The organism is Nitratireductor sp. ZSWI3, from assembly GCF_024655565.1.
In the GTDB taxonomy this organism is placed as follows: Bacteria; Pseudomonadota; Alphaproteobacteria; order Rhizobiales; family Rhizobiaceae; genus Nitratireductor.
The window spans coordinates 1-22,763 of sequence record NZ_JANKOF010000053.1; the positions used below are offsets into that span (position 1 = coordinate 1).

Here is a 22,763-nt window from a genome sequence, read left to right on the forward strand (position 1 = left end):
GGGGCCGGCTGGGCCGAGGCGATCGTCGCGCTTTCGGCCAGGCGCGCCGCCGTGCTGTGCCGCAACGTCAAGCTGGCGCTCGACCCGGCGCTGATCGTCATCGGCGGCGGCATCGGGCTCGCCCCGGGCTATCGCAAGCGGATCGAAACGCATTTTGCCGACGTGCCGGAGCGCCTCGTCCCGCGCCTCGCCGCGGCAAGGCTCGGCGACAAGGCCGGCGCCGTGGGGGTTGCCGATCTCGCCGGCCGCGCAGCCGGCAATCAACCGACAAACAAAATGGGAGAACCGAAATGACCTTTTCTGCTGCACGCGCATCGCGATTTCTCTGCACCGTCTTCGCCGCCGGCGTGGCGGCCGGCGCCGCACAGGCGGAGGTGACCGTCCTCGGCTGGCCGGGCGGGCCCGAGGAGACGGCCCTGCGTGCCGTCGCCGAAGCCTACAACGCCCGCCCCGAGGTGAGCGGCGACAACAAGGTCGAGCTCCTGTTCTTCAACCGCGACGGCTTCTGGGACAAGCTGCAGGCGGATCTCGCCGCCGGCTCCGATGCGTTCGACGTCAACCTGCTCGCCACCTATTCCATCGGCCGCTACGCGCCGTTCATGGAGCCTGTGGAGCTGTCCGGCGAGGCGCAGGACCTTTACGGCGAGGCGGTTCTGTCCACCATGCAGTTTGACGGCAGGCAATATGGTGTGCCGACCGATCTTTCGCTGCACTTCCTCTATTACCGCAAGGACCTGATCGACGCGCTGATGGCGGACGAGACAGCCAAGGCACGCTACGCCGAGATCAGCGAGGAGCATCTCGGCCGCAAGCTCGAGCCGAAGGATCCGAACGACTGGAGCTGGGACGACTATGCCGCGACGGCCCTCTACTTCACCCAGGCCGTGAACCCCGACAGCCCGACACGCTACGGCACCGTGCTGCAGATGAAGAACCTTCTCTTCAACATCATGGTGTGGCAGTCGACCGCCCGCTCTGAGGGGGGCGACTGGAGGGATGCCGACGGCAGGATCACCGTCAATTCGGATGCTTTCCGCAAGGGGCTCGAGCTCTACAAGATGCTCTATGACGCTGGCGCCACGCCGCGCGATTCCCTGTCCTATGAGTTCGCCGAGGCGAATGCCGCTTTTGCGTCCGGCCAGGTGGCGGCGATGGTGCAGTGGAATGCCGCGGCGGCCGATCTCACCAGCGCCGAGAAGTCGCCGGCCGTCGGCGAGGTGACCGCGACGGTCGCGCCGCCGGCCGGCTCCGAAAGCCGCGCCACGCACATTCACGGCCTCGGCCTCGGCCTCAACAAGAGCGCCGGCAACAAGGACGGCGCGAAGGCGTTTCTCGAATGGCTCTCCACCCGCCAGGCGGCGATCGCCTATGCGAAGGCGGGCGGCGCGCCCGCGCTCTCGCCGCAGGCGGTGTCGGAGATCGCCGAGGAGCGTCCCGACCTGGTGCAGCTCGGCGAGTATGCCGGCGCCTTTGGCTATGTCATGAACGGCGGCGCCTCGGCCAATGCGCTCGCCGTCTACGAATTGCAGGCGAAGGAGTTCACCGGCTACTGGTCGGGCCAGCAGGATCTCGACACCGCGCTCGCCAATGTCGAAAGGGGCATGGCCGAGCTTTTGAAGTAGCGGCGGCGCGATCGGGTGCTGGCGCCCGCCCCTCATCCGCCTGCCGGCACCTTCTCCCCGCAAGCGGGGAGAAGGAGGATGGCCGCAAGGTCGAGGACTCCCTCTCCCCGCCTGCGGGGAGAGGGTGAGGGTGAGGGGCAGCGCCGACCGCTGAACGACCCAACGAACCACACGAGAGCCGATGGAAGCCACCCACCGCACCGAATGGACGCTGCTCGCCACCCCGCTGGTGGCGTTCCTGCTCGTCTGTCTCGGCTTTCCGGCCGTCGTCAACCTGGTCTACTCGGTTTCGCAGATCAGCTTCGCCACGCTGCGCCAGCCCGAGATCACCGGCTTCGGCAATTTCGTTGCCGTGGTCTCCGACACCGCCTTCTGGCGGGCCAACTGGTTCTCGCTGCGCTTCGGCCTCCTGACGGCGCTGCTCGAATGCCTGTTCGGCCTCGGGCTCGCCGTCTTCCTCGCCCCGCTGTTCAAGGAGCGGAGCTGGCCGATCGCCATCCTGATGCTGCCCCTGATGGTGGCGCCGGCCCTGATGGGCCTGATGTACCGGCTGGTGCTGCACGAGTTCGCCGGCCCGGTGCCCCATTATCTGTGGGCCTGGTTCGGCGACAGCCCCGCCTTCCTCGGCCCCAACTCCGCCTTCTGGACGTTGACCGCGGTCGAGACCCTGCAATGGACGCCGTTCGCATTCCTGCTGTTCCACATGGCCTATCAGGCCATCCCGACCGAGCTGCGCGAGGCCGCCGCCCTCGATGGCGCCACGGGTCTGGCGCGCTTCTGGCGCATCGAACTGCCCTTGATGCTGCCGACCGCCGTCGCCGCCCTCTTGATCCGCTTCATCGACGGGTTCCGCGTGTTCGACAACGTCTATGTGCTGACGGGCAGCGGGGCGGGAGGGTCCACCACCTCGCTGTCGATCTACATCTATGAGGCCTTCTTCAAGCAGGGCGCGATCGGCAAGGCCGTGGCCGCCTCGGTCATCCTGTTCGCGGCCTCCTTCGCCGTGCTCTATGGGCTGAACCGGCTTGCCCGGCGCAGGAGGCGATAGCCATGCTGGCGACAATCCGCTGGACCGTCTTCGTCCTTGCCGCCTTCGCGATGAACTTTCCGCTGATCGTCACGCTGGCGACCTCGTTCAAGAGCGCGCGCGAGATCTCCACCAATCCGGGCCTGTGGGTGCAGGCGCCGACGCTTTCCAATTACCTTACCGTGCTGCAGGTGTCGGACCGGCTGAACATCTTCCTGTATCTGGCCAACAGCTTTGCGGTGGCCGCCCTGGGCACGCTCCTCGCCGTCGCGCTGGCGCTGCCGGCGGCCTATGCGATCGCGCGCGGCCGGCTCGGCGAAAAGACGCTGCTGCCGCTGATCGTCAATCTGCGCGCCGTGCCGCTCGTCATCTTCGCCATCCCCATCTACATGATGTTCCAGTTTCTCGGCCTGCTCGACACGCGGTTCGGCCTCGGCTTGGTGCTCACCATCGTCAACATACCGCTGGTGCTGATCATCCTCGTCAACGCCATCGCCGACGTCCCCTACGAGCTCGACGAGGCGGCGATGATCGACGGCGTCAGCCGCACCGGCATCCTGTTCAGGATCCTCGCGCCGGTGTGCAGGCCGGCCATCGTCACGAGCCTCATCTTCGGCTTCATCACCGCCTGGAACGAGTTCCTGTTCGGCCTGATGCTGACCACCTCGAAGGCCGTGCCGGTGACGGTCGGCGCCTCGTTCTTCTTCGCCGCCTCGGGCGGCGGCGTGCAATGGGGCGTGGCGGCGGCGGTGATGATGGTCGGCGCCCTGCCGCCCATGCTGCTCGGCCTTTTCATGTACCGCAAGATCAGCGGCACGATGATGGCGGGCGCGGTGAAGGGCTAGGCGCTGTAAGGTCTTTCTCGCGGTGGCGCGGCTCAGCCACCGCCCTGCGCCCGATGATAGGCGACCAGGGCGTTGGCGTGTCCATGTCCCAGCTTGTGCTGCGCCTTGAGCGCCGCGACCATCTCCATGTGCTTCCTGCCCTTCATGTCGTCGAGCACCTGCAGCCAGTGGCTGATCGGCTTGCCGTAGGTTTTCTCGATCGAAGGGAAATAGGAAGCGGGGCCCTTCACCTTTTGATTGTCCGACACGGTCCTGTCTCCTTGAGATTGCTTGAGGCTCGTATCTGGAAGACGCCCGAAAGGCGTCGGCGCCGACATGCCGGTCGAAATTTCAGGCGATCCGTGCCTGCGTCTCCGGGTCGAACAGCACCGCCTTGTCGAGGTTGAAGGCGAGCCGTGCCGTCTGGCCGGCCGAGATCGGTGCGTCGGCGCGCAGCCGGGCGACGATTTCGCGTCCGCCGAGGCGGGTGACGGCGAAGGTGTCGGAGCCGGCCGGCTCGATCACCTCGATGGCGCAGTCGAGTTCGCTCACATGGCGCGCGTTGCGGTCGGCGCTGTCGGGATCGGTCAGCGCCTCGGGCCGGATGCCGAACACCACCTTCTGTCCCTTGCGGGCGGCGAGGGCCCCTGCGCCGTTGGCGAAGGGCAGGGCGAGCGGCGCACCGCCCTCGCGCTGCATGACGATGGCGACGTCCGAGCCGCTCGCCTCGATGGTGGCCGGGATCAGGTTCATCGACGGCGATCCCATGAAGTCGGCGACGAACAGGTTGGCCGGCGTGTTGTAGATCTCGGCCGGCGTGCCGAATTGCTGCAGCACGCCATCCTTGAGGACGGCGATGCGGCTGGCGAGCGTCATCGCCTCGATCTGGTCGTGGGTGACGTAGACGATGGTCGTGCCCATGCGCTGGTGCAGGCGCTTGATCTCGGTGCGCATGTCGACGCGCAGCTTGGCATCGAGGTTGGATAACGGCTCGTCGAACAGGAAGACCTGCGGCTCGCGCACCAATGCCCGGCCCATGGCGACGCGCTGGCGCTGGCCGCCGGAGAGCTGGCTGGGCTTGCGGTCGAGCAACTGGCCGATCTGCAGCGTTTCGGCCACCTTGGCGATGGCCGCGTCGCGCTCGGCCTTCGGCACGCCGCGGATCTCCATGCCGAAGCCGATGTTTTGCGCCACGGTCATGTTGGGATAGAGCGCGTAGGACTGGAACACCATGGCGATGTCGCGCTGCGAGGGGTGCAGGTTATTGACCAGCCTGCCGTTGATGCTGATCGAGCCGCTGGTGATGGATTCCAGCCCGGCAATGGTGTTGAGCAGGGTAGACTTGCCGCAGCCCGACGGCCCGACCAGGACCAGGAAGCCGCCCTCTTCGATCTCCAGGTCTATGCCCTTCAGGACATCGACCTTGCCGAAGGATTTGCGCAGATTCTCGATTTTCAGAAACGACATGGGTTAGGACCTGTGGACAGTTATGGTTGTGGCGCTGGCGAGGCATGCAAGACCAATGGCTAGGCGCAAAAACCGCCGCAGTGCCGGCCACTTCAAGGTTTTTGCAACGAAGTCCATTGGTCTTGCATGCCTCGTCCCGAAGGGATTTGGCCAGATTGCTCCATGGCCGCAGCCTTCGTCGTCGAATATGCTCTGCATGTCCTTCCTCCTCAGGCTACGACCCTGGAGCAATCTGACCAAACCAGCACCGCAACCATAACTGTCCACAGGTCCTAGCCCTTCACCGCGCCGGCCATCAGGCCGCGCACGAAATAGCGTCCGGAGACGATGTAGACGATCAGGGTCGGCAGCGCGGCGAGGATCGCGCCGGCGAAATGGACGTTGTATTCCTTCACGCCGCCCGACGAGGAGACGAGGTTGTTCAGGGCCACGGTCATCGGCAGTGAATCGAAGTCGCCGAAGGAAACGCCGAACAGGAAGTCGTTCCAGATGTTGGTGAACTGCCAGATCACCGTGACGACGATGATCGGCGAGGATGACGGCAGCAGGATGCGCCGGAAGATCTGGAAGAAGCCGGCCCCGTCGATCTGCGCGGCACGCACCAGCTCGGTCGGGAAGGCCGCATAGTAGTTGCGGAAGAACAGCGTCGTGAAGCCGAGGCCATAGACCACGTGGATGAGAACCAGCCCCGTCGTCGTGCCGGCAATGCCGAGAAAGCCGAGGATACGGGCGGCGGGAATGAGCGCGATCTGGAACGGGATGAAGCAGGACAGGAGGATCAGCCCGAAGACCACGTCGTCGCCGCGGAAGCGCCATTTGGTGAGCACATAGCCGTTGAGCGCGCCGAGGACGGTGGAGATCGCCACCGCCGGCACCACCATCAGGATCGAGTTGAAGAAATAGGGCTTGAGGCCGGTCGGCTGCACGCCCACCTGGGCGCTCGACCAGGCCTTGGCCCATGGCTCCAGCGTGAACAGCGCGGGCAGCGACAGCATGTTGCCCTGGCGGATCTCGTCGAGCGGCTTCACCGAGTTGACCACCATCACGTAGAGCGGCAGCAGGTAATAGACCGCGAACAGCACCAGCACCGTGTAGAGCAGGGCGCGCAGGAGCCGGTTTCCAGTGGTCGTGCCGACCATCTTCTCGTCGCTCATCTCTGCCTCCCCGGCCTGAGCTCGGAATAGAGATAGGGAATGATGATCGAGAAGATCATCACCAGCATGATGATGGCCGACGAGGCGCCGATGCCCATCTGGTTGCGGGTGAAGGTGTAGGAATACATGAAGGTAGCCGGAAGCTCGGTGGCCTGCCCCGGGCCGCCGCCGGTCAGCGCGATCACCAGGTCGTAGGACTTGATGGCGAGATGGGCGAGCACGACGAAGGCGGAGAGGAACACCGGGCGCATCATGGGAATGATGATGCGGCGGTAGATGGTGACGTTTGAGGCGCCGTCCATCTGCGCCGCCTTGATGATCTCGCTGTCGACCCCGCGCAGGCCGGCGAGAAACATCGCCATGACAAAGCCGGAGGACTGCCAGATGGCGGCGATCACCACCGTGTAGATCGCCAGGTTGCGATCCTTGATCCAGGCGAAGGCGAAGCTCGTCCAGCCCCATTGGTGCATCGTGTTCTCAAGGCCGATGCCCGGATCGAGAAACCATTTCCAGGCCGTTCCCGTGACGATGAAGGAGAGCGCCATCGGGTAGAGATAGATCGGCCGCAGAAATCCCTCGCCGCGGATCTTCTGGTCGAGCAGGATGGCCAGGAACAGGCCGAGCACCGAGCAGACGACGATGTAGAGCGAACCGAAGATGGCCAGATTGGTCAGCGCCCGCCACCAATGGCGCAGGTTCCACAGCTTCTCGTAATTGTCGAAGCCGACGAAACCGTAGGACGGCAGCATTCGCGAATCGGTCATCGACAGATAGAAGGTGTAGAGGATGAAAGCGTAGACGAAGATCAGGATCAGCGCCATGCTTGGGCTCAGCACCAGGCGCGGAATCAGGTCCTGCAGGCGGTTTCGGTTCATGTTGGTTCCTGGTGGGCCGTTCACGTTGCTCGCTACGGGCCTGGCGCATCGGCCCGAAAATCGGAACCGATTTTCGGAAAGCGCGATGCGCAGATTCAAGGACGCTGTAGGCGGCGGTTGGCCGGGCGGCAGGGTCGTGCCGCCCGCTCCGCGTCGTCCGGTTTACTGCGCGGCCTCGACCGCGTTGACCAGCTCCTCGACCGCTTCCTCGGAGGAAAGCTCGCCGTTGAAGTGCTGCGTGACGACATCGTTGATGGCGTTCTTGACGGCTGCCGGGGCGCCGTGGCCATGGGCCATGGAGCCGAACAGCGCGCCCGCTTCATTGGCCTCGGCGAGGTCCTTCATGCCCTTCTTGCCGCAATCGTCGAACGCTTCGTCCGACACGTCGGTGCGCGCCGGCACCGATCCCTTGACGACGTTGAAGGCCGACTGGAACTCCGGGTTCATGACGGCCGAGGCCATCATCTTCTGCGCCGCCTGCTTGTCCTCGCCGACCTTGAACATGACGAACTGGTCGGAGTTGAAGGTCACGGAGCCCTGAGTGCCGGGGAAGCGGATGCAGACGAAGTCCTCGCCCGGCTTCTTGCCGGCCTTGAGGAATTCGCCCTTCGCCCAGTCGCCCATCATCTGCATGCCGCCCTGGCCCTCGATGACCATGGCGGAGGCCAGATTCCAGTCGCGGCCGGAGAAATTGTCGTCCACGTAGCTGCGCAGCTTCGTCATCCGGTCGAAGGCTTCCTTCATCTTATCGGAGCCCAGCGCCTCGGGGTCGAGGTCGTTGAGCGCCGCCTTGTAGAAGTCGTTGCCCAGCGACAGCACCACCGCCTCGAACACGGTCGCGTCCTGCCACGGCTGGCCGCCATGGGCGAGCGGCGTGATGCCGTTTTCCTTCATCTTGTCGAGGACGGCGATCAGCTCTTCCCAGGTCTCCGGGGCCTTGCCGCCGGCAGCGTCGAGCGCCGCCTTGTTGATCCACACCCAGTTCGTGGAATGCACGTTCACCGGCGAGGCGATCCAGTTGCCGTCATATTTCGAGAAGTTCTGCAGCGCGGCCGGCACCACGTCGGCCCAGCCTTCCTCTTCGGCCACGTCGTTCAGATTGGCGACGGCACCCTCACTGGCCCAGTCGATGATGTCGAAGCCGAGCATCTGCACGGCGGTCGGCGCGTTGCCGGCGGTGACGCGGGCGCGCAGCGCGGTCATGGCTTCCGAGCCGCCGCCGCCTGCAACCGGCATGTCCTGCCAGGTCACGCCCTTCTTCTCCAGGTCTTCCTTCAGCACGTTGAGCGCCGAGGCCTCGCCGCCCGAGGTCCACCAGTGCAGAACCTCGACGGTATCCTCGGCGACGGCGCTGCCGGCGGTGAGGGTGAGAGCGGCGGCTCCCGCCGCCAGCGCGGCGAATTTGCGAATGATCATGACAGTCCTCCCAATGGGATCGCTTGCTCCTTTGCGATCTATCTATTTATAACGTTATAAATCCGGGTGCGGTCAATCAGATTCTCTGCGGATCGATGGGAGGAGTCAGAATGTTGATTATAAAAGCCTTTTTGGGTAAGGGTCGGCGTTCGGGCGTTGCCTGGAAGCAGATTTATAACGATTGAAATGGCGAGAACCGACGAATCCGGAAGCGAGCGATCGGCCGGGCCGGCCGGTGGCGGAGGCTAGGATGAAGCCGAGACCGGAACGTCCGACCCTGCGCACCATCGCCGAACTGACGGGGCTGGCCGTCACCACCGTCTCGCGCGCGCTGCTCGACGCTCCGCAGATCGCGCTGGAGACCCGGCAGCGGGTTCAGCGCGTCGCCCGTGAGGTGGGTTACCAGCCCGATCGCGCCGCCCGTCATCTGCGCACCGGCCGCACCAATGTCATCAGCGTCGTGCTCGATCCCCATGACGAACTGCTCGGCTTCTCGACCTCGATGATCCGCGGTCTCACCCAGGCGCTGCGCGACACGCCCTACCATCTGGTGATCACACCGCACTTCGCCGAGACGCCGTCGATCGAACCGATCGAGTACATGCTGCGCAACCGCATGGCGGACGGCGTCGTCTTCTCGCGCACCGAACCTTCCGATCCGCGCGTCAGGCTGCTTCTGGAGAACGACTTCCCCTTCGTTTCGCATGGCCGCACGCTGCTGGGGCAGGTGCATCCCTTCGTCGACTACGACAATGCCGCATTCGCCATGCTGGCCGTGCGGCGGCTGGTCGCCAAGGGCCGGCGGCGGCTGGCGCTCATCCTGCCGCCCGACCGGTTCACCTTTCACCGGCACCTGCGCGACGGTTTCCTGGAGGCGGTGAGGGCAGCCGGGGTCGCCTGGGAATTTCCGGTCGGCGTCACGCTCGACAGCAGTTCCGCCGAGCTCTACGCCTGGTTGCGCCGGCGGCTGCAGGAGCCGTCGCCGCCGGACGGGATCGTCTGCGCCGGCGAGGTGTCGGCCCTGTCGATCATGGCGGTGCTCTCCGATCAGGGCCTGGCGGTGGGCGAGCATCTCGATCTGGTCGTCAAGCAGACCTCGCTTCTCTACGACGAGGTGCGGCCGCGCATCGATGCCGTCTACGAGGACATCGCCGAGGCGGGAGAGCTCCTCGGCCGCCTGCTCGTCCGGCGCATCGCCGGGGAGGATCCGGCCGGGCTGCAGCATCTGCAGAAGCCCATCCCGCGCTTTGCCGATCGCAGCGACGGGCCACGGGCGGCGATAAAGGCCGGCTAGATCGCGATGATTTTGGATCGGATCAATCCAAAATCACAAACGCGATCGCTTTCAAGAAGTTGGAGCGGAATGCGGGCGGAAAACCGCTTCACACTTTTCCTCATCCCGCTCCAGCGCCTCAGGCGGCCTTCCTGCTGCCGTCATCGAGAAGCCGGCGAAGCGCTGCGATCACGGCGCTAAGTTCGGCGTCCTCGACCACGTCGATGGACAGGAGCTCCATGGCGCGCACCCCGTGCACCACGAGAAGGGCGATCACGGCAAGGGCCGGGTCGCTGGCGTCGGCCTTCATCTGGTCGAGCACCTCGCGCTCGTAGCGCTGGACGGGTCGCAGGAAATCCGGATTCTCGGCGAGCGCTGCGAGCAGGCCGGAGGGCGGCGGCTCGCAGCGGGCCCGTTCCTCGACGAAAACGTCGATATAGGCCCGCGTCACGCCGTTGCCGACGCCCGAATCCTCATAGCTGCGCCGGCGCTTCTGAAACTCTTCGTATTCCTGGCTGACGAACTGCTCGACCAGCGTCTCGAACAGCTTCGCCTTGCTGGAGAAATGGTAGAGAAGGCCGCCTTTCGAGACGCCCGCGCGGGCGGCGACCGCATCCAGAGACATGTTGCCGGCGCCGGATTCGCGAACGATCTGCGCAGCCGATTCCAGGATTTTCTCCCGCGCCCCCGGCGTTTTTTTTGTCATTCATATACACCTTGAAGCTTGACATAACCGTCCAGACGGTACAGTAACGGCGCGGCAGTTTGCAAGCCCTATCCGCAACCGTCCCTTGAGTCAGGCACGGCGTATCGCTATTTGCGCCACTCCTGTCTAGATTGAACTTCACTGACACGCCCCCGGGGTATCGACGACATGATCAAGCGTCTTCTCATCGCCATCGTTCTGCTTGCGGTTCTCGCAGGCGGCATCGTCGGCTTCAATCTCTTCCGCGACCAGGCGATCGAGCAGTTCTTCGCCAACATGCCCGCGCAGACGGTCACCGTCTCCAGCGTGACGGTCGAGAAGGCTCCCTGGAAACCGTCGATCGAGGCGATCGGCACGGTGAACGCCATTCGCGGCGTGGACCTGACGGTCGAGACCAGCGGCATCGTCACGGAGATCCTTTTCTCGGCCAACCAGCAGGTCAAGCAGGACGAATTGCTGCTGCGGCTCGACGACCGGGTCCAGCAGGCCGATCTGGAAGCCCAGCGCACCCAGGCCGAGCTCGACAAGGTGACGCTCGACCGCGCCACGGCATTGCAGGAACGCGGCGTCGGTTCCGCCGTCACGCTCGATGAAGCGCGCGCCGCGGCCTCCGCCTCCGCAGCCCAGGTCGACAAGCTGCAGGCCGTTCTGGAGCAGCGTCAGTTGCGGGCGCCCTTTGCCGGCACGATCGGCATCCCGCGCATCGACAACGGCCAGTACCTCACGCCCGGCACGCGGGTCGCGACCCTGCAGGACCTGAGCACCATGCGCGCCGACTTCACGGTGCCCGAGCAGCAGCTCGGCCTGCTGAAGATCGGCGGCCCCGTCCGCCTCACGGTCAACGACCAGGACGTCACCTTCAGCGGCGAGATCACGGGCATCGATCCGAAGGTCGATCCGTCCAGCCGGCTGGTCTCCGTGCGCGCCGAGATCTCGAACCCCGAGCAGCGCCTGACCCCCGGGCAGTTCGCCCAGGTCAAGGTCGACCTGCCCGAAGAGGACGACATCATCTCCGTTCCGCAGACCGCCGTCGTGACCAGCCTTTACGGCGATCACGTCTTCGCCGTGCGCGAGGTGAAGGGCGAGGGCGAGGCCCAGAGCGGCGGCGACGCCGAAAAGAAGCTCGAGGCGCGTCAGGTGTTCGTCGAGGTCGGTCGCCGCAACGACGGTCTGGTCGAGATCCGCTCCGGCCTCGAGCCCGGCGACATCATCGTCACGGCCGGGCAGAACCGCCTGTCGAACGGCACGCCGGTGGCCATCGACAACACGATCAACCCGTCGGTTACCGAGGGTGAGACAGCCAAGGCGGCGGCACAATGAGCTTTTCTGACATCTTCATTCGCCGGCCGGTCCTGTCGACCGTGCTCGGCCTGCTCATCCTGCTGCTCGGCTTCCAGGGCCTGTTCAACCTCCAGGTGCGCCAGTATCCGGAGGTCGAGGAGACGGTCGTCACCGTCACCACCATCTATCCCGGCGCCAGCGCCGACCTGATCCAGGGCTTCATCACGGCGCCGATCGCCTCGGCCGTGTCGACGACCGAAAACATCGATTACGTGACGTCGAAGAGCAGCCCCTCGACCAGCACGGTCAGCGTGCAGATGAAGCTCGGCTCCGATCCCGACGTGGCGCTCACCGAGGTCATGTCCAAGGTACAGCAGGTGCGCAGCCAGCTGCCCGAGGATGCCGAGGATCCGACCATCGTCAAAGGCACGGGCATGCAGTTCGCCACCATGTATCTGGCGATGCAGAACCCGAACATGACCGACGAGCAGCTCACCGAGTATATCGACCGCGTCATCCGGCCGCGCATGTCCACCATCCAGGGCGTCGCCGAGGTGCAGCTCATCGGCGCGGCCGAATATTCGATGCGTGTGTGGATCGATCCCGTGCGCCTGGCCGCCCGCCAGCTCACCGCGTCCGAGGTGCTCGCCAGCATCCGCGCCTCCAACTTCCTCGCCGCCCCCGGCAAGACGAAGAACGAATACGTCACCTACGCCATCTCGATGGAATCGACGCTGCAGACGCCGGAAGCCTTCGGTGCCCTGCCGATCAAGGCGACGGGTGCCGAGGTCGTGCGCCTGCGCGACGTGGCGGAAATCGAGCTCGCGGCGAAGAGCACCGACACCATCGTCAGCATCAACGGCCAGTCGGGCACCTTCCTCGGCATCTTCCCGTCGCCGGCGGCCAACCCGCTCGACATGGCGGCGGCCGTCACCGACGAGCTGCCGGCGATTCAGGCGGGCCTGCCGGAAGGCATGACCATCGACCTGATGTACGATGCGACCGATTCCATCAGCGCGTCGATCGAGGAAGTGTTCAAGACGATCTCGGAAGCGGTGATCATCGTCATCGTCGTGATCCTCCTCTTCCTGGGCTCCTTCCGCTCGGTCCTGATGCCGATCGTCACGATCCCGCTGTCGCTGATCGGCGTCTGCTTCGTGCTGTTCGCGCTCGGCTATTCGATCAACCTCCTGTCGCTGCTCGCCATGGTGCTGGCCATCGGCCTGGTGGTGGACGACGCCATCGTCGTGGTGGAGAACATCCACCGCCACATCGAGGAGGGGCTTTCGCCCCGCCAGGCGGCGTTCGTCGGCATGAAGGAGATCACCGGCCCGGTCGTCGCCATGACGATCACGCTTGCCGCCGTGTTCGCCCCGCTCGCCTTCACCGGCGGCCTGACGGGCTCGCTGTTCCGCGAGTTCGCCATGACGCTGGCCGGCGCGGTCGTCATCTCGGGCATCGTGGCGCTCACCATCACGCCGATGATGTCGGCGCGCATCCTGAAGCGAGGCCAGGGCAGCCGTTTCCAGCACTTCGTCGACAACTCGTTCGACCGGCTGGCGAATTTCTACGAGCGGCTGGTCGGCGGCTCGCTGAAATTCCGTCCGGTGACGCTGCTCATCGTCATCGTGCTCATGTCGCTGACCGGCTTCATGTTCATGAAGACGTCGAGCGAGCTGGCGCCCGAGGAGGACGAGGGCGTGCTGTTCTCGCTGGTCAACGCACCGTCCTACGCGACGTCGAAATACACCGATCTCTACGCGACGCAGATGCGCGAGCTGACGCAGGACATTCCCGAGCTCAAGACCCAGTTCTCGATCGTCGGCTTCGGCGGCGGAACGAACTCGGCCATCGCGCTGTGGGCGTTCAAGGACTGGTCGGAGCGCGACCGTTCGCAGAAGGAGATCCAGCAGGAGATCCAGGCGCGCCTGTCCAAGGTGGCCGGCGTCGAGGCCTTCGTCTTCGCGCCTCCCTCGCTGCCGGGCACCGGCGGCGGTCTGCCGATCTCCGTCGTCATCCAGTCGACCGGCGATTCGAGCCGCGTCTACGAGGTTGCCGAGAAGATCAAGGAGGAAGCCCAGGCTTCGGGCCGCTTCATCGTCGTGCAGAACTCGCTGGCCTTCAACGCGCAGCAGGTGACGATCACGGTCGACCGCGACCGCGCGGCGGCGCTCAACCTGCCGGTGAGCGACATCGGCGCGACGCTGAGCCTGCTCGTCGGCGGGGCCTCCATCGCCGAGTTCGACCGCGATTCGAACAGCTACGACATCATCATGCAGGTGCCGGACCAATACCGGAACAACCCGGAGAAGCTCGGCGAGTTCTTCGTGCGCAGCGCGACCGGCGAGATGGTGCCGCTGTCGGCTGTGGTCGAGATCACGACCGATGTGACGGCTTCTGCGATCGAGCAGTTCAACCAGCTCAACTCGGCGACCATCTCGGCCCTGCCGCTGCCGGGCGTGTCAACGGGCGACGGCCTGCAGGCCATCGTCGACATCGCCAATGCCCAGCTGCCGGACGGGTTCTTCATCGAATATTCGGGCCAGTCGCGGCTCGAGGTCGAGCAGGGCAACACGATCCTCATCGCCTTCGCGCTCGCCGTCATCGTCATCTATCTGGTGCTGGCGGCACAGTTCGAGAGCTTCCGCGATCCGCTGATCATCATGATGACCGTGCCGCTGTCGATTTTCGGTGCCGTCCTGCCGCTCAATCTCGGCCTGTCGACGCTCAACATCTACACCCAGGTGGGCCTGATCACCCTGATCGGCCTGATCACCAAGCACGGCATCCTGATGGTGGAGTTCGCCAACCAGCAGCGCGAGGAGCACGGGCTGTCGCGCTTCGAGGCGATCGTTGCCTCGGCCAAAGTGCGCTTGAGGCCGATCCTGATGACGACGGCGGCCATGGCGCTCGGCGTGGTGCCGCTGATCACCGCCGCCGGGGCGGGCGCCGCGGCGCGCTTCTCGATGGGCCTCGTCATCTTCACCGGCCTGATCATCGGCACGATGTTCACGCTGTTCGTGGTGCCGATGTTCTACACCTTCATCTCGAAGGACAAGCTGGCGCACGAGGAGGACGACTACCCGATCCGCAAGGGGCCGCCCCCCGAAACGGCTCCGGCAGGCGAATAGCGCTCCCGGCGCGTCGGCTCGAAAACCGCAAAGGCCCCGCTTCGTCGGGGCCTTTCGCATTTGCGGGCATCGTTTGCATCGGAAAGCACGGTGCCCGGCGCCGTGAAGCCTCATTTTTTGTTTTCCCGGGCAACCGGAATTGATCGCCGACGGCGGCGGACGCAAATCTTTCCGCCACATTCTTCGCGTCGGCTGCCCGCGGGACTATCCCGGGGTCGGGCTTCGAACGCACCGGAATGAAAGGAACAGCCATGATCTTCCGAAGACCAACGCGTGCTGCGGCAGCCGCCTTCGCCCTCGCAGCAGGCATCGCCGTGACCGCTCCCGCGCTGGCGCAGGAGGCGGCTCCCTCGACGCCGCCGGCTGCACAGACGCAGTCCTTCGACGATCAGAAGCTCCAGGCCTTCACGGTCGCCTTCCTCGCCGTCAGCGAGGTCAAGGAGCAATACACGCAGCGCTTCCAGCAGGCGCCGTCCGACAACGAGAAGCAGCAGATCCAGACCGAGGCAACGGCAAAGATGGAGGAGGCGGTGGAGACGACCGAAGGCATTTCGGTCGACGAGTACAACCAGATCATCCAGACGGCTCAGACCGATGAAGCCTTGGCACAGAAGCTGAACGGGATGATCGGCGAGGCCGCGAAGTCGCAGGACTGACACCGCCCCGCCCGATCATATGATGGGCCGGCGCCTCCGGGAGACAGAGACATTGCCTGAATGCCGACCCAGCGGTTGCCCTGACGGTTCGCCGCGATTCGAGAGTTTACACAGTCCGGTGAGCCTGTCGAGGCGCAGAACGAACTGTTTGCAAGCAAACAAACGAACGAGACCGGTGGCGAACGAGACCGCAGCGCGTGCTCATGGAAGTGACTGGCTCCAAAAAACGTGAATTGAGACGTTGGGATTACCCCTCTGCCTGACCGGGCAGAGGGGTAAAAAATGCAAAAGATGAAGCGGGTCTCGCCTTGGTGCCGGCCGTCCTGCCGGAATCAGGCATCGCTCTCGAATTCCTCGAACAGGGCGACCACCGCATCGCGGGCGACCGCGATGTGGTAGCGCAGCGCGCCGCGCAGTGCCTCGTCGTCGCGCTTCTTCAACGCAGCCATGATGGGCTCGTGCGTTTCGGCCATGCGATGCGGATCGTCGTAGAGCTTGCCGATCAGCGTGATGCCGGCGCGCATTTCCATCGCCAGCTCGTCATAGACCTTGATCAGCCGCGCATTGCCGCCCGCCTGGCAGAGCATGCGGTGAAAGGCGAAATCCTCAAAGATCTGCGCTTCGACGGAATCCGTCTCGGCCGTCTCGTAAAGCTTGCCGAGCTGCCTTTCGAGCGCGGCGATGTCGTCCGGTGTCGCGCGTTCCACCGCCAGGCTCGCCGCATGCAGCTCCAGCCCGATTCGCAGCTCGTAGATGTCGCGCAGGTCGTTCGCCTTCAGCGTGCGGACGAAGAAGCCGCGCCGCGGGCTGAAGGTGACCAGTCCCTGGCTTTCCAGAAGCCGCGCCGCCTCGCGCACCGGCGCCCGGCTGGTGCCGAACTCGCGCGACAATTGCAGCTCGGTCAGGCGCGCGCCGGGCTTCAGCCGGCCGGCGACAATCGCCTCGGTGATCTGCCGGGCGATCTGCGTGACGAGATCGATCGTGGAAACTTCCGAGAACACGCTCACGGAAACCGTCCCTGAAAATCTTCCTTCATTCCATTGCCACAAAGGCGCAGCCCTTGCCATGGCACTATGACAGGCAAAATGCAGATTGTCGACAATTGACACTTTGTCGCGGCTGTGCTTGCCTGTGACCATCTTTTGCGGCTCCGAGGGGTGCCGCTCAGCCGTCAAAGAGAAAGCCGGTGGAGATCCATCCGGCCGCGCGAGCAGGGAGACTTCGATGAGCGTCCAGTCGCAGCTTGTCACCGAGATCGACACCGGCACCGGGCAGCCACGCGAGCGCATCGAGCTTGCTGCCGCCTATCGGCTGATCGCGCATTATCATCTCGACGACAGCATCTTCACCCACATCTCGGCCCGCGCCCCGGCGGAGGAGGGCGAACACGCCTTCCTCATCAACCCGTTCGGGCTGCGTTTCGACGAGGTGACGGCGTCGAGCCTCGTCACCGTCGACATCAACGGCGACATCCTGCGCGACGCGTATGGGGCCGGCATCAACAAGGCCGGCTTCACGATCCACAGCGCGGTGCACGCCGCCCGCCCGGATGTCCACTGCGTGCTGCACACCCACACGGTGGCGGGCGTCGCGGTCTCCTCCATGAAGGAGGGCGTCCTGCCCCTGAACCAGTGGTCGCTGCAGTTCCACCACCGCATCGCCTTCCACGACTACGAGGGCATCGCCCTCGATCTCGGCGAGCGCGAGCGGCTGGTCGCCGATCTCGGCGACCGCAACGTGATGATCCTGCGCAATCATGGGCTTTTGACCTGCGGGCGCACCGTCGGCGAGGCCTTCGCGCTGATGTTCAACATGGAGCGCACCTGCCGGGCGCAGCTTGCCATCATGTCGTCCGGGGGCACGCCGCTCACCATCGGCGAAGAGCTCGCCGAGAAAACGGCCCGCCAGTACGAGGGCTGGGACAAGCACCACACGGGCAACAAGCCCGATCCGCAATGGGATGCCTTCCAGCGTCTCGCCGTCAAGCATTATCCGGATCTCGTGACCTGAGGTCAAAAGCAAAGCCAACTCCCGGCGGGTCGAGGAGAACGACCCGCTCAGCCGGCAAAACAAGGGGAACACAAGCCATGCTGAAAAGACTGACGACACTCGCCGCAACCCTTCTGGTCTCGACGGCGCTGCACGCCGAACCGGTCGCCGGGGGGCGCGCCAATGTGGTGATCCAGCCCGAGCCGCCGAGCCTGATGATGGGCCTGGTGCAGAACGGACCGACCCAGATGGTTGCCGGCAATATCTATGAAAGCTTGCTGCGCTACGACGAGAAGCTGCAGCCCATGCCGCAGCTCGCCACCTCCTGGGACGTGTCCGAGGACGGGCTGACCTACACCTTCCATCTCCACGACGATGTGAAGTGGCACGACGGAAAGCCGTTCACTTCCGCCGACGTGGTCTTCTCCGCCGACGTCTTCCTGCGCGAGACCCACACGCGCCTGCGCGCCTCTCTGGAACATGTGGAATCGATCACCGCGCCGGACGATACCACCGTCGTCTTCAAGCTGAAGCAGCCCTTCGGCCCGTTCCTCGGCATCTTCGAGGCCGGCACCATGCCGATGATCCCGAAGCACATCTACGAGGGCACCGACTACAAGAACAATCCGGCCAACAACACGCCGATCGGCACCGGCCCGTTCAAGTTCAAGGAGTGGGTGAAGGGGTCGCACATCCTCCTGACGAGGAACGAGGAGTACTACGAGGAGGGCAAGCCCTATCTCGACGAGATCTACTGGCACGTCATCCCCGACGCCGCCTCGCGCGCCGTCGCCTATGAAACCGGCGTCGTCGACGTCCTGCCCGGCGGTTCGATCGAGAATTTCGACGTGCAGCGCATCGCCGACATGGAAAACACCTGCGTCACCGACAAGGGCTGGGAATATTTCGGCCCGCTGTCCTGGATGTGGCTGAACAACCGCGAGGGCCCGACGGCCGACAAGCGCTTCCGCCAGGCGGTGATGTACGCCATGGACCGCGACTTCGCGCGCGACGCGCTGTGGAACGGACTCGGCAAGGTTGCCGCCGGCCCCGTCTCCTCCTCCACCCGCTTCTTCACCGAGGAGGTGACCAAGTACGACCACGATCCGGAGAAGGCCAAGGCCCTGCTTGCCGAGATGGGCTACAAGGGCGAGCCGGTGCGGCTCCTGCCGTTGCCCTATGGCGAGACCTGGCAGCGCTGGGCCGAGGCCGTGAAGCAGAATCTCGACGAGGTCGGCATCAATGTCGAACTGGTCTCCACCGATGTCGCCGGCTGGAACCAGAAGCTGGCCGAGTGGGATTACGACATGGCCTTCACCTATCTCTACCAGTATGGCGATCCGGCGCTGGGCGTCGCCCGCAATTACGTGTCGACGAACATCGCCAAGGGTTCCCAGTGGAACAATGTCGAGGGCTACGAGAACAAGGAGATCGACGATCTCTTCGCCAAGGCGGCCGTTGCGGTGACGGCCGAGGAGCGCCAGAAGCTCTACACCGAAGCCCAGCAGAAGCTCGTGGACGACGTGCCGGTGGCCTGGCTCCTCGAACTCGGCTTCCCGACCATCTACCGCTGCAACGTGAAGGACCTTGTCACCACCGCCATCGGCGTCAATGACGGGTTCAAGGACGCCTATATCGAGAAGTGAGGAGCAACCACGCCGGGGCTTGCGTCCCTTCGCACCCCCCTCTGCCCTGCCGGGCATCTCCCCCTCAAGGGGGGAGATCAGCCTTCATCTCTGGCTCGCTGATCGGCGTAGACGCTGCGGAACAGGCGGGGCGTCGATGAAGAGACAATCTCCCCCCTTGAGGGGGAGATGCCCGTCAGGGCAGAGGGGGGTGTGAAAGGCGCCAGGCTTCACCAGTTAGCCGAACATCAGGACCATCCCCACTCCTATGCTACGCTTCATTCTCATGCGCCTGGGCAAGGCGGCGGTCATCCTGATCGCCATCATGACGCTCAACTTCTTCCTGATCCATGCCGCGCCCGGCGACCCCGCCGCCGTCATGGCCGGCGAGGCGGGTGCCGCCGACGCCAAGTTCATCGCCCAGTTGCGCGAGCAGTTCGGCCTCGACAAGCCGCTGCTGACCCAGCTCGGCATCTATCTGAAGGGCGTGCTGCAGTTCGATCTCGGCTTCTCGTACCGGCAGCAGATGCCGGTGGCGCAGCTCATTCTCGACCGCCTGCCGGCGACGCTGCTGCTGACCATGACCGCCTTCGTCATCTCGCTCGTGCTCGGCACGTTCGCCGGCGTGCTGGCCTCGGCCCGTGTCGGCAAATGGTCCGACACGGCGATCTCGTCGCTGGCGCTGCTCTTCTACGCGACGCCGCTCTACTGGGCGGCGCTCATGGCGGTGCTGGTCTTCTCCGTCTATTTCAACTGGCTGCCCGGCTTCGGCTACGAGACGGTCGGCGCCAACCATACGGGCCTGGCGCGCCTGCTCGACATCGGCCGGCACCTGATCCTGCCGGCCACCACGCTCGGCCTGTTCTTCATGGCGGTCTACATGCGCATGACGCGCGCCTCCATGCTGGAGGTCAGCCAGCTCGATTTCGTCAAGACGGCGCGTGCCAAGGGCCTGAAGCGGTCGATCATCCAGCGGCGCCATATCTTCCGCAACGCCATGCTGCCGGTCGTTACGCTCGCCGGCCTGCAGGCGGGCCAGCTCGTCGGCGGCGCCGTGCTGACGGAGACCGTCTTCGCCTGGCCCGGCATCGGCCGCCTGATGTTCGAGGCGCTGGCCCAGCGCGACTACAACCTGCTGCTCGGCGTCTTCTTCGTTTCGGCCGCGATGGTCCTCCTCTTCAACCTCATCACCGATATCCTCTATCGGTTTGTTGACCCAAGGATCCGGGTGGCGTGATGGCTGATTTCTGGAAACGCTTTTGCCGCAACCGCGGCGCCGTCATCGGCATCACCATCCTCGCAGTCGTCGTGCTGGTGGCCGTCCTTGCCCCGCTCGTCTTCCCGCAGTCGCCCTGGCGCATGGTGCAGCGGCCCTTCCTGCCGCCATTCTCCATGGAGCAGTATCCGCTCGGGACCGATGCGCTCGGCCGCAACGTCATGTCCGGGCTCGCCTATGGCGCCCAGGTGTCGCTTCTGGTCGGCCTCGTCTCGACGGTCGCCGCGCTCCTCATCGGCATCCCGATCGGCGCCCTGGCCGGTTATTTCGGCGGCTGGATCGACGATGCCCTGATGCGCTTCACCGAGTTCTTCCAGACCGTGCCGAGCTTCGCCCTCGCCATCGTGCTGGTGGCGATTTTCGAGCCTTCCATCCAGTCGATCATCGCCGCCATCGCCATCGTCAGCTGGCCGCCGGTGGCGCGCCTGGTGCGCGGCGAGGTGCTGTCGCTGCGCTCGCGCGAATACATCGAAGCGGCGATCCTGTCGGGCCAGACCAGCGCGGCCATCATCCTGCGCCAGGTGCTGCCCAACACGCTGTCGCCGATCATCGTGCTCGCCTCGCTGATGGTGGCGACCGCCATCCTGCTCGAATCCTCGCTGTCCTTCCTCGGCCTCGGCGATCCCAACATGATGTCCTGGGGCTACATGATCGGTGCCGCCCGCACCGTCATCCGCCAGGCCTGGTGGCTGTCCTTCTTCCCGGGCGTCGCGATCCTCCTGACGGTGCTGGCGCTCAACCTCATCGGCGAGGGCCTGAACGACGCCCTCAACCCGCGCCTGGCGCGGCGCGGCAAATAGGAGGGGACGATGAGGGAACCAGTGCTCCGCATCAAGAACCTGAAGATCGCGCTGCCGGCCGGCGCCGACCGCGACTTCGCGGTCGACGAGGTCAGCTACGACCTCTATCCCGGCGAGATCCTGTGCATCGTCGGCGAGAGCGGCTCCGGCAAGTCCATGTCGGCAAATGCGGCAATGGGGCTCCTGCCCGATCTGGTGCGGCCCGTCGCCGGCGAGATCCTGTTCGACGGCAAGGACATCCTCAAGCTCACGGAAGACGAGATGATGGATCTGCGCGGACGCCGGATCGCCATGATCTTCCAGGAGCCCATGTCGGCGCTCAACCCGCTGATGCGGGTGGAGGACCAGATCGCCGAGGTGTTCGAGGCGCACGATCTGCTCACCCCGCGCGACCGCAGGCGCCGCGCCATCGAGCTATTGACCGAGGTCGGCATTCCGGATCCCGAAAAGGCGGCCCGCGCCTATCCGTTCCAGCTTTCCGGCGGGCAGCGGCAGCGCGTCATGATCGCCATGGCGCTGGCGCTCGAGCCGAAGATCCTGATCGCCGACGAGCCGACCACCGCCCTCGACGTGACCACGCAGGCGCAGATCCTCGAGCTCATCCGCGACCTGCAGGAGCGGCATGGCATGGCGGTGATGTTCATCACCCACGATTTCGGCGTGGTCGCCGAGATCGCCGACCGCGTCGCGGTGATGCAATATGGAAAGATCGTCGAGACCGGCACGGCCGACGAGGTGCTCGACCATCCGCAGCACCCCTATACGCAGAAGCTGATCGCGGCGATCCCCAAGCTCGCCGCCGGGGCCGCTCCGGAAGAGCCGGCGCGGAAGGCGCCGATCCTCGAGGTGGAAGGGCTCAACAAGACCTATGTGACGGGCGGCGGCCTGCTCTTCTCCAAGCCGCGAGTCGTGCATGCGGTCAACGACGTCAGCCTCAGCCTGGCGGAAGGCGAGACGCTGGGCATCGTCGGCGAGAGCGGTTCGGGCAAGTCGAGCGTCGGGCGCTGCCTGGTGCGGCTGATGGACCCCGATTCCGGCACGGTGAAGCTTGCCGGCCAGGACATGGCGCATCTTTCCGGCGAGGCGCTGCGCGAGGCCCGCAAGTCGATCCAGATGATTTTCCAGGACCCGTATGCTTCCCTCAATCCGCGCGCCAAGGTCGGCCGCATCATCGCCGAGGGGCCGATGGCCCACGGCGTGCCCAGGGCCGAGGCCTACAGCCGGGCGGTCAAGCTCCTCGATCTGGTCGATCTCGACGCGCTCGCCATCGACCGTTATCCGCACGAATTCTCCGGCGGCCAACGGCAGCGCATCGGCATCGCCCGCGCCCTGGCGCTCGAGCCGCGGGTCATCATCGCCGACGAGGCGGTGTCGGCGCTCGATGTGTCGATCCAGGCGCAGGTGCTGGATCTGCTGGCCGAGCTGAAGGACCGGCTCAACCTGGCGCTGATCTTCATCACTCACGATCTGCGCGTCGCCGCCCAGATCTGCGACCGCATCGCCGTCATGCAGAAGGGCAGGATCGTGGAGATGGGGCCGGCCCGCGCCATCTTCGACAACCCGCAGAACGCGTACACCCGCACCCTGATCGAGGCCATTCCCGGCCGGGAGAAGGAGCTCGCGGCGGCGGGATAGCGGATC

The 22,763-nt window shown here is 65.2% G+C and carries 20 protein-coding genes; 13 read left to right on the forward strand and 7 right to left on the reverse strand.

The annotated features are described in order from the left end of the window. From NUU27_RS15875 to NUU27_RS15890, 4 genes are all read left to right on the forward strand, one after another. On the forward strand, nucleotides 1-294 hold a 294-nt coding region (locus NUU27_RS15875; protein WP_257763110.1), incomplete at its 5' end, for an ROK family protein. Next, the gene (locus NUU27_RS15880; RefSeq protein WP_257763111.1) at nucleotides 291-1,622 is read left to right on the forward strand and encodes an extracellular solute-binding protein; all 1,332 of its coding nucleotides are present in this window, start codon (nucleotides 291-293) and stop codon (nucleotides 1,620-1,622) included. The genes NUU27_RS15875 and NUU27_RS15880, both read left to right, overlap by 4 nt. A gap of 181 nt (nucleotides 1,623-1,803) precedes the next feature. Further along, nucleotides 1,804-2,670 (forward strand): carbohydrate ABC transporter permease, encoded by an 867-nt coding sequence (locus tag NUU27_RS15885; RefSeq protein ID WP_257763112.1) that lies wholly within the window; start codon nucleotides 1,804-1,806, stop codon nucleotides 2,668-2,670. A gap of 2 nt (nucleotides 2,671-2,672) precedes the next feature. Further along, nucleotides 2,673-3,494, forward strand: a complete 822-nt coding sequence (locus tag NUU27_RS15890) for a carbohydrate ABC transporter permease (protein ID WP_257763113.1) — start codon at nucleotides 2,673-2,675, stop codon at nucleotides 3,492-3,494. A gap of 32 nt (nucleotides 3,495-3,526) precedes the next feature. Here NUU27_RS15890 and NUU27_RS15895 read toward each other — a convergent pair whose 3' ends face one another. The 5 genes from NUU27_RS15895 to NUU27_RS15915 form a co-directional block, all read right to left on the reverse strand. Further along, complete coding sequence (locus NUU27_RS15895) at nucleotides 3,527-3,742, reverse strand: DUF4287 domain-containing protein (protein WP_257763114.1); 216 nt, start codon at nucleotides 3,740-3,742, stop codon at nucleotides 3,527-3,529. A gap of 82 nt (nucleotides 3,743-3,824) precedes the next feature. Beyond that, nucleotides 3,825-4,940 carry an ABC transporter ATP-binding protein gene (locus NUU27_RS15900; RefSeq protein WP_257763115.1) on the reverse strand — a complete coding sequence of 372 codons (1,116 nt, stop codon included), beginning with the start codon at nucleotides 4,938-4,940 and terminating at the stop codon, nucleotides 3,825-3,827. 272 nt (nucleotides 4,941-5,212) lie between these two features. Beyond that, the gene (locus tag NUU27_RS15905; RefSeq protein ID WP_257763116.1) at nucleotides 5,213-6,094 is read right to left on the reverse strand and encodes a carbohydrate ABC transporter permease; all 882 of its coding nucleotides are present in this window, start codon (nucleotides 6,092-6,094) and stop codon (nucleotides 5,213-5,215) included. Further along, on the reverse strand, nucleotides 6,091-6,969 hold the full coding sequence (locus NUU27_RS15910) for a carbohydrate ABC transporter permease (RefSeq protein WP_257763117.1): 879 nt from the start codon (nucleotides 6,967-6,969) through the stop codon (nucleotides 6,091-6,093). Before NUU27_RS15910 ends, NUU27_RS15905 begins: the two co-directional genes overlap by 4 nt. 162 nt (nucleotides 6,970-7,131) lie before the next feature. Continuing rightward, nucleotides 7,132-8,385 carry an ABC transporter substrate-binding protein gene (locus NUU27_RS15915; RefSeq protein WP_257763118.1) on the reverse strand — a complete coding sequence of 418 codons (1,254 nt, stop codon included), beginning with the start codon at nucleotides 8,383-8,385 and terminating at the stop codon, nucleotides 7,132-7,134. Between the two features lie 250 nt (nucleotides 8,386-8,635). On the opposite strand from NUU27_RS15915, the gene NUU27_RS15920 reads away from it, so the two are divergent. Beyond that, nucleotides 8,636-9,679 (forward strand): LacI family transcriptional regulator, encoded by a 1,044-nt coding sequence (locus NUU27_RS15920; RefSeq protein ID WP_257763119.1) that lies wholly within the window; start codon nucleotides 8,636-8,638, stop codon nucleotides 9,677-9,679. A 118-nt stretch (nucleotides 9,680-9,797) separates the two neighbouring features. Here NUU27_RS15920 and NUU27_RS15925 read toward each other — a convergent pair whose 3' ends face one another. Then, nucleotides 9,798-10,364, reverse strand: coding sequence for a TetR/AcrR family transcriptional regulator (locus tag NUU27_RS15925; RefSeq protein WP_257763120.1), 567 nt, complete (start codon nucleotides 10,362-10,364; stop codon nucleotides 9,798-9,800). A gap of 168 nt (nucleotides 10,365-10,532) precedes the next feature. Between NUU27_RS15925 and NUU27_RS15930 the strand changes: the two genes are divergently transcribed. The 3 genes from NUU27_RS15930 (at nucleotide 10,533) to NUU27_RS15940 (ending at nucleotide 15,432) form a co-directional block, all read left to right on the forward strand. Further along, entirely contained in the window at nucleotides 10,533-11,684 is a 1,152-nt protein-coding gene (locus NUU27_RS15930; protein ID WP_257763121.1) for an efflux RND transporter periplasmic adaptor subunit, read from the forward strand. Beyond that, nucleotides 11,681-14,776, forward strand: a complete 3,096-nt coding sequence (locus NUU27_RS15935) for an efflux RND transporter permease subunit (RefSeq protein WP_257763122.1) — start codon at nucleotides 11,681-11,683, stop codon at nucleotides 14,774-14,776. Before NUU27_RS15930 ends, NUU27_RS15935 begins: the two co-directional genes overlap by 4 nt. Before the next feature lie 251 nt (nucleotides 14,777-15,027). Beyond that, the gene (locus tag NUU27_RS15940; RefSeq protein WP_257763123.1) at nucleotides 15,028-15,432 is read left to right on the forward strand and encodes a DUF4168 domain-containing protein; all 405 of its coding nucleotides are present in this window, start codon (nucleotides 15,028-15,030) and stop codon (nucleotides 15,430-15,432) included. A 332-nt stretch (nucleotides 15,433-15,764) separates the two neighbouring features. Here the strand turns inward: NUU27_RS15940 and NUU27_RS15945 are convergent, their stop codons facing one another. Beyond that, entirely contained in the window at nucleotides 15,765-16,439 is a 675-nt protein-coding gene (locus NUU27_RS15945) for a GntR family transcriptional regulator (protein WP_257763124.1), read from the reverse strand. Nucleotides 16,440-16,656: 217 nt separating this feature from the next. Between NUU27_RS15945 and NUU27_RS15950 the strand changes: the two genes are divergently transcribed. From NUU27_RS15950 to NUU27_RS15970, 5 genes are all read left to right on the forward strand, one after another. Beyond that, entirely contained in the window at nucleotides 16,657-17,442 is a 786-nt protein-coding gene (locus NUU27_RS15950; RefSeq protein ID WP_257763125.1) for a class II aldolase/adducin family protein, read from the forward strand. A gap of 77 nt (nucleotides 17,443-17,519) precedes the next feature. Next, on the forward strand, nucleotides 17,520-19,067 hold the full coding sequence (locus tag NUU27_RS15955; RefSeq protein WP_257763126.1) for an ABC transporter substrate-binding protein: 1,548 nt from the start codon (nucleotides 17,520-17,522) through the stop codon (nucleotides 19,065-19,067). A gap of 247 nt (nucleotides 19,068-19,314) precedes the next feature. Then, nucleotides 19,315-20,283: an ABC transporter permease gene (locus tag NUU27_RS15960; protein WP_257763127.1), complete on the forward strand. Its 969-nt coding sequence runs from the start codon at nucleotides 19,315-19,317 to the stop codon at nucleotides 20,281-20,283. Beyond that, nucleotides 20,283-21,122 (forward strand): ABC transporter permease, encoded by an 840-nt coding sequence (locus tag NUU27_RS15965; RefSeq protein WP_257763128.1) that lies wholly within the window; start codon nucleotides 20,283-20,285, stop codon nucleotides 21,120-21,122. The genes NUU27_RS15960 and NUU27_RS15965 overlap by 1 nt, the downstream gene beginning before the upstream one ends. A gap of 9 nt (nucleotides 21,123-21,131) precedes the next feature. Beyond that, nucleotides 21,132-22,757, forward strand: coding sequence for an ABC transporter ATP-binding protein (locus tag NUU27_RS15970; protein ID WP_257763129.1), 1,626 nt, complete (start codon nucleotides 21,132-21,134; stop codon nucleotides 22,755-22,757). Nucleotides 22,758-22,763 lie beyond the last annotated feature (6 nt).

Excerpts from the sequence above, each read along its gene's own strand:
- NUU27_RS15965 (WP_257763128.1), top strand. The coding sequence starts at position 20,283 with ATGGCTGATTTCTGGAAACGCTTTTGCCGCAACCGCGGCGCCGTCATC.
- NUU27_RS15940 (WP_257763123.1), top strand. The coding sequence starts at position 15,028 with ATGATCTTCCGAAGACCAACGCGTGCTGCGGCAGCCGCCTTCGCCCTC.
- NUU27_RS15955 (WP_257763126.1), top strand. The coding sequence starts at position 17,520 with ATGCTGAAAAGACTGACGACACTCGCCGCAACCCTTCTGGTCTCGACG.
- NUU27_RS15915 (WP_257763118.1), bottom strand. The coding sequence starts at position 8,385 with ATGATCATTCGCAAATTCGCCGCGCTGGCGGCGGGAGCCGCCGCTCTC.
- NUU27_RS15910 (WP_257763117.1), bottom strand. The coding sequence starts at position 6,969 with ATGAACCGAAACCGCCTGCAGGACCTGATTCCGCGCCTGGTGCTGAGC.
- NUU27_RS15935 (WP_257763122.1), top strand. The coding sequence starts at position 11,681 with ATGAGCTTTTCTGACATCTTCATTCGCCGGCCGGTCCTGTCGACCGTG.
- NUU27_RS15970 (WP_257763129.1), top strand. The coding sequence starts at position 21,132 with ATGAGGGAACCAGTGCTCCGCATCAAGAACCTGAAGATCGCGCTGCCG.
- NUU27_RS15885 (WP_257763112.1), top strand. The coding sequence starts at position 1,804 with ATGGAAGCCACCCACCGCACCGAATGGACGCTGCTCGCCACCCCGCTG.
- NUU27_RS15880 (WP_257763111.1), top strand. The coding sequence starts at position 291 with ATGACCTTTTCTGCTGCACGCGCATCGCGATTTCTCTGCACCGTCTTC.
- NUU27_RS15930 (WP_257763121.1), top strand. The coding sequence starts at position 10,533 with ATGATCAAGCGTCTTCTCATCGCCATCGTTCTGCTTGCGGTTCTCGCA.
- NUU27_RS15950 (WP_257763125.1), top strand. The coding sequence starts at position 16,657 with ATGAGCGTCCAGTCGCAGCTTGTCACCGAGATCGACACCGGCACCGGG.
- NUU27_RS15960 (WP_257763127.1), top strand. The coding sequence starts at position 19,315 with ATGCTACGCTTCATTCTCATGCGCCTGGGCAAGGCGGCGGTCATCCTG.
- NUU27_RS15925 (WP_257763120.1), bottom strand. The coding sequence starts at position 10,364 with ATGACAAAAAAAACGCCGGGGGCGCGGGAGAAAATCCTGGAATCGGCT.
- NUU27_RS15890 (WP_257763113.1), top strand. The coding sequence starts at position 2,673 with ATGCTGGCGACAATCCGCTGGACCGTCTTCGTCCTTGCCGCCTTCGCG.
- NUU27_RS15900 (WP_257763115.1), bottom strand. The coding sequence starts at position 4,940 with ATGTCGTTTCTGAAAATCGAGAATCTGCGCAAATCCTTCGGCAAGGTC.
- NUU27_RS15905 (WP_257763116.1), bottom strand. The coding sequence starts at position 6,094 with ATGAGCGACGAGAAGATGGTCGGCACGACCACTGGAAACCGGCTCCTG.
- NUU27_RS15920 (WP_257763119.1), top strand. The coding sequence starts at position 8,636 with ATGAAGCCGAGACCGGAACGTCCGACCCTGCGCACCATCGCCGAACTG.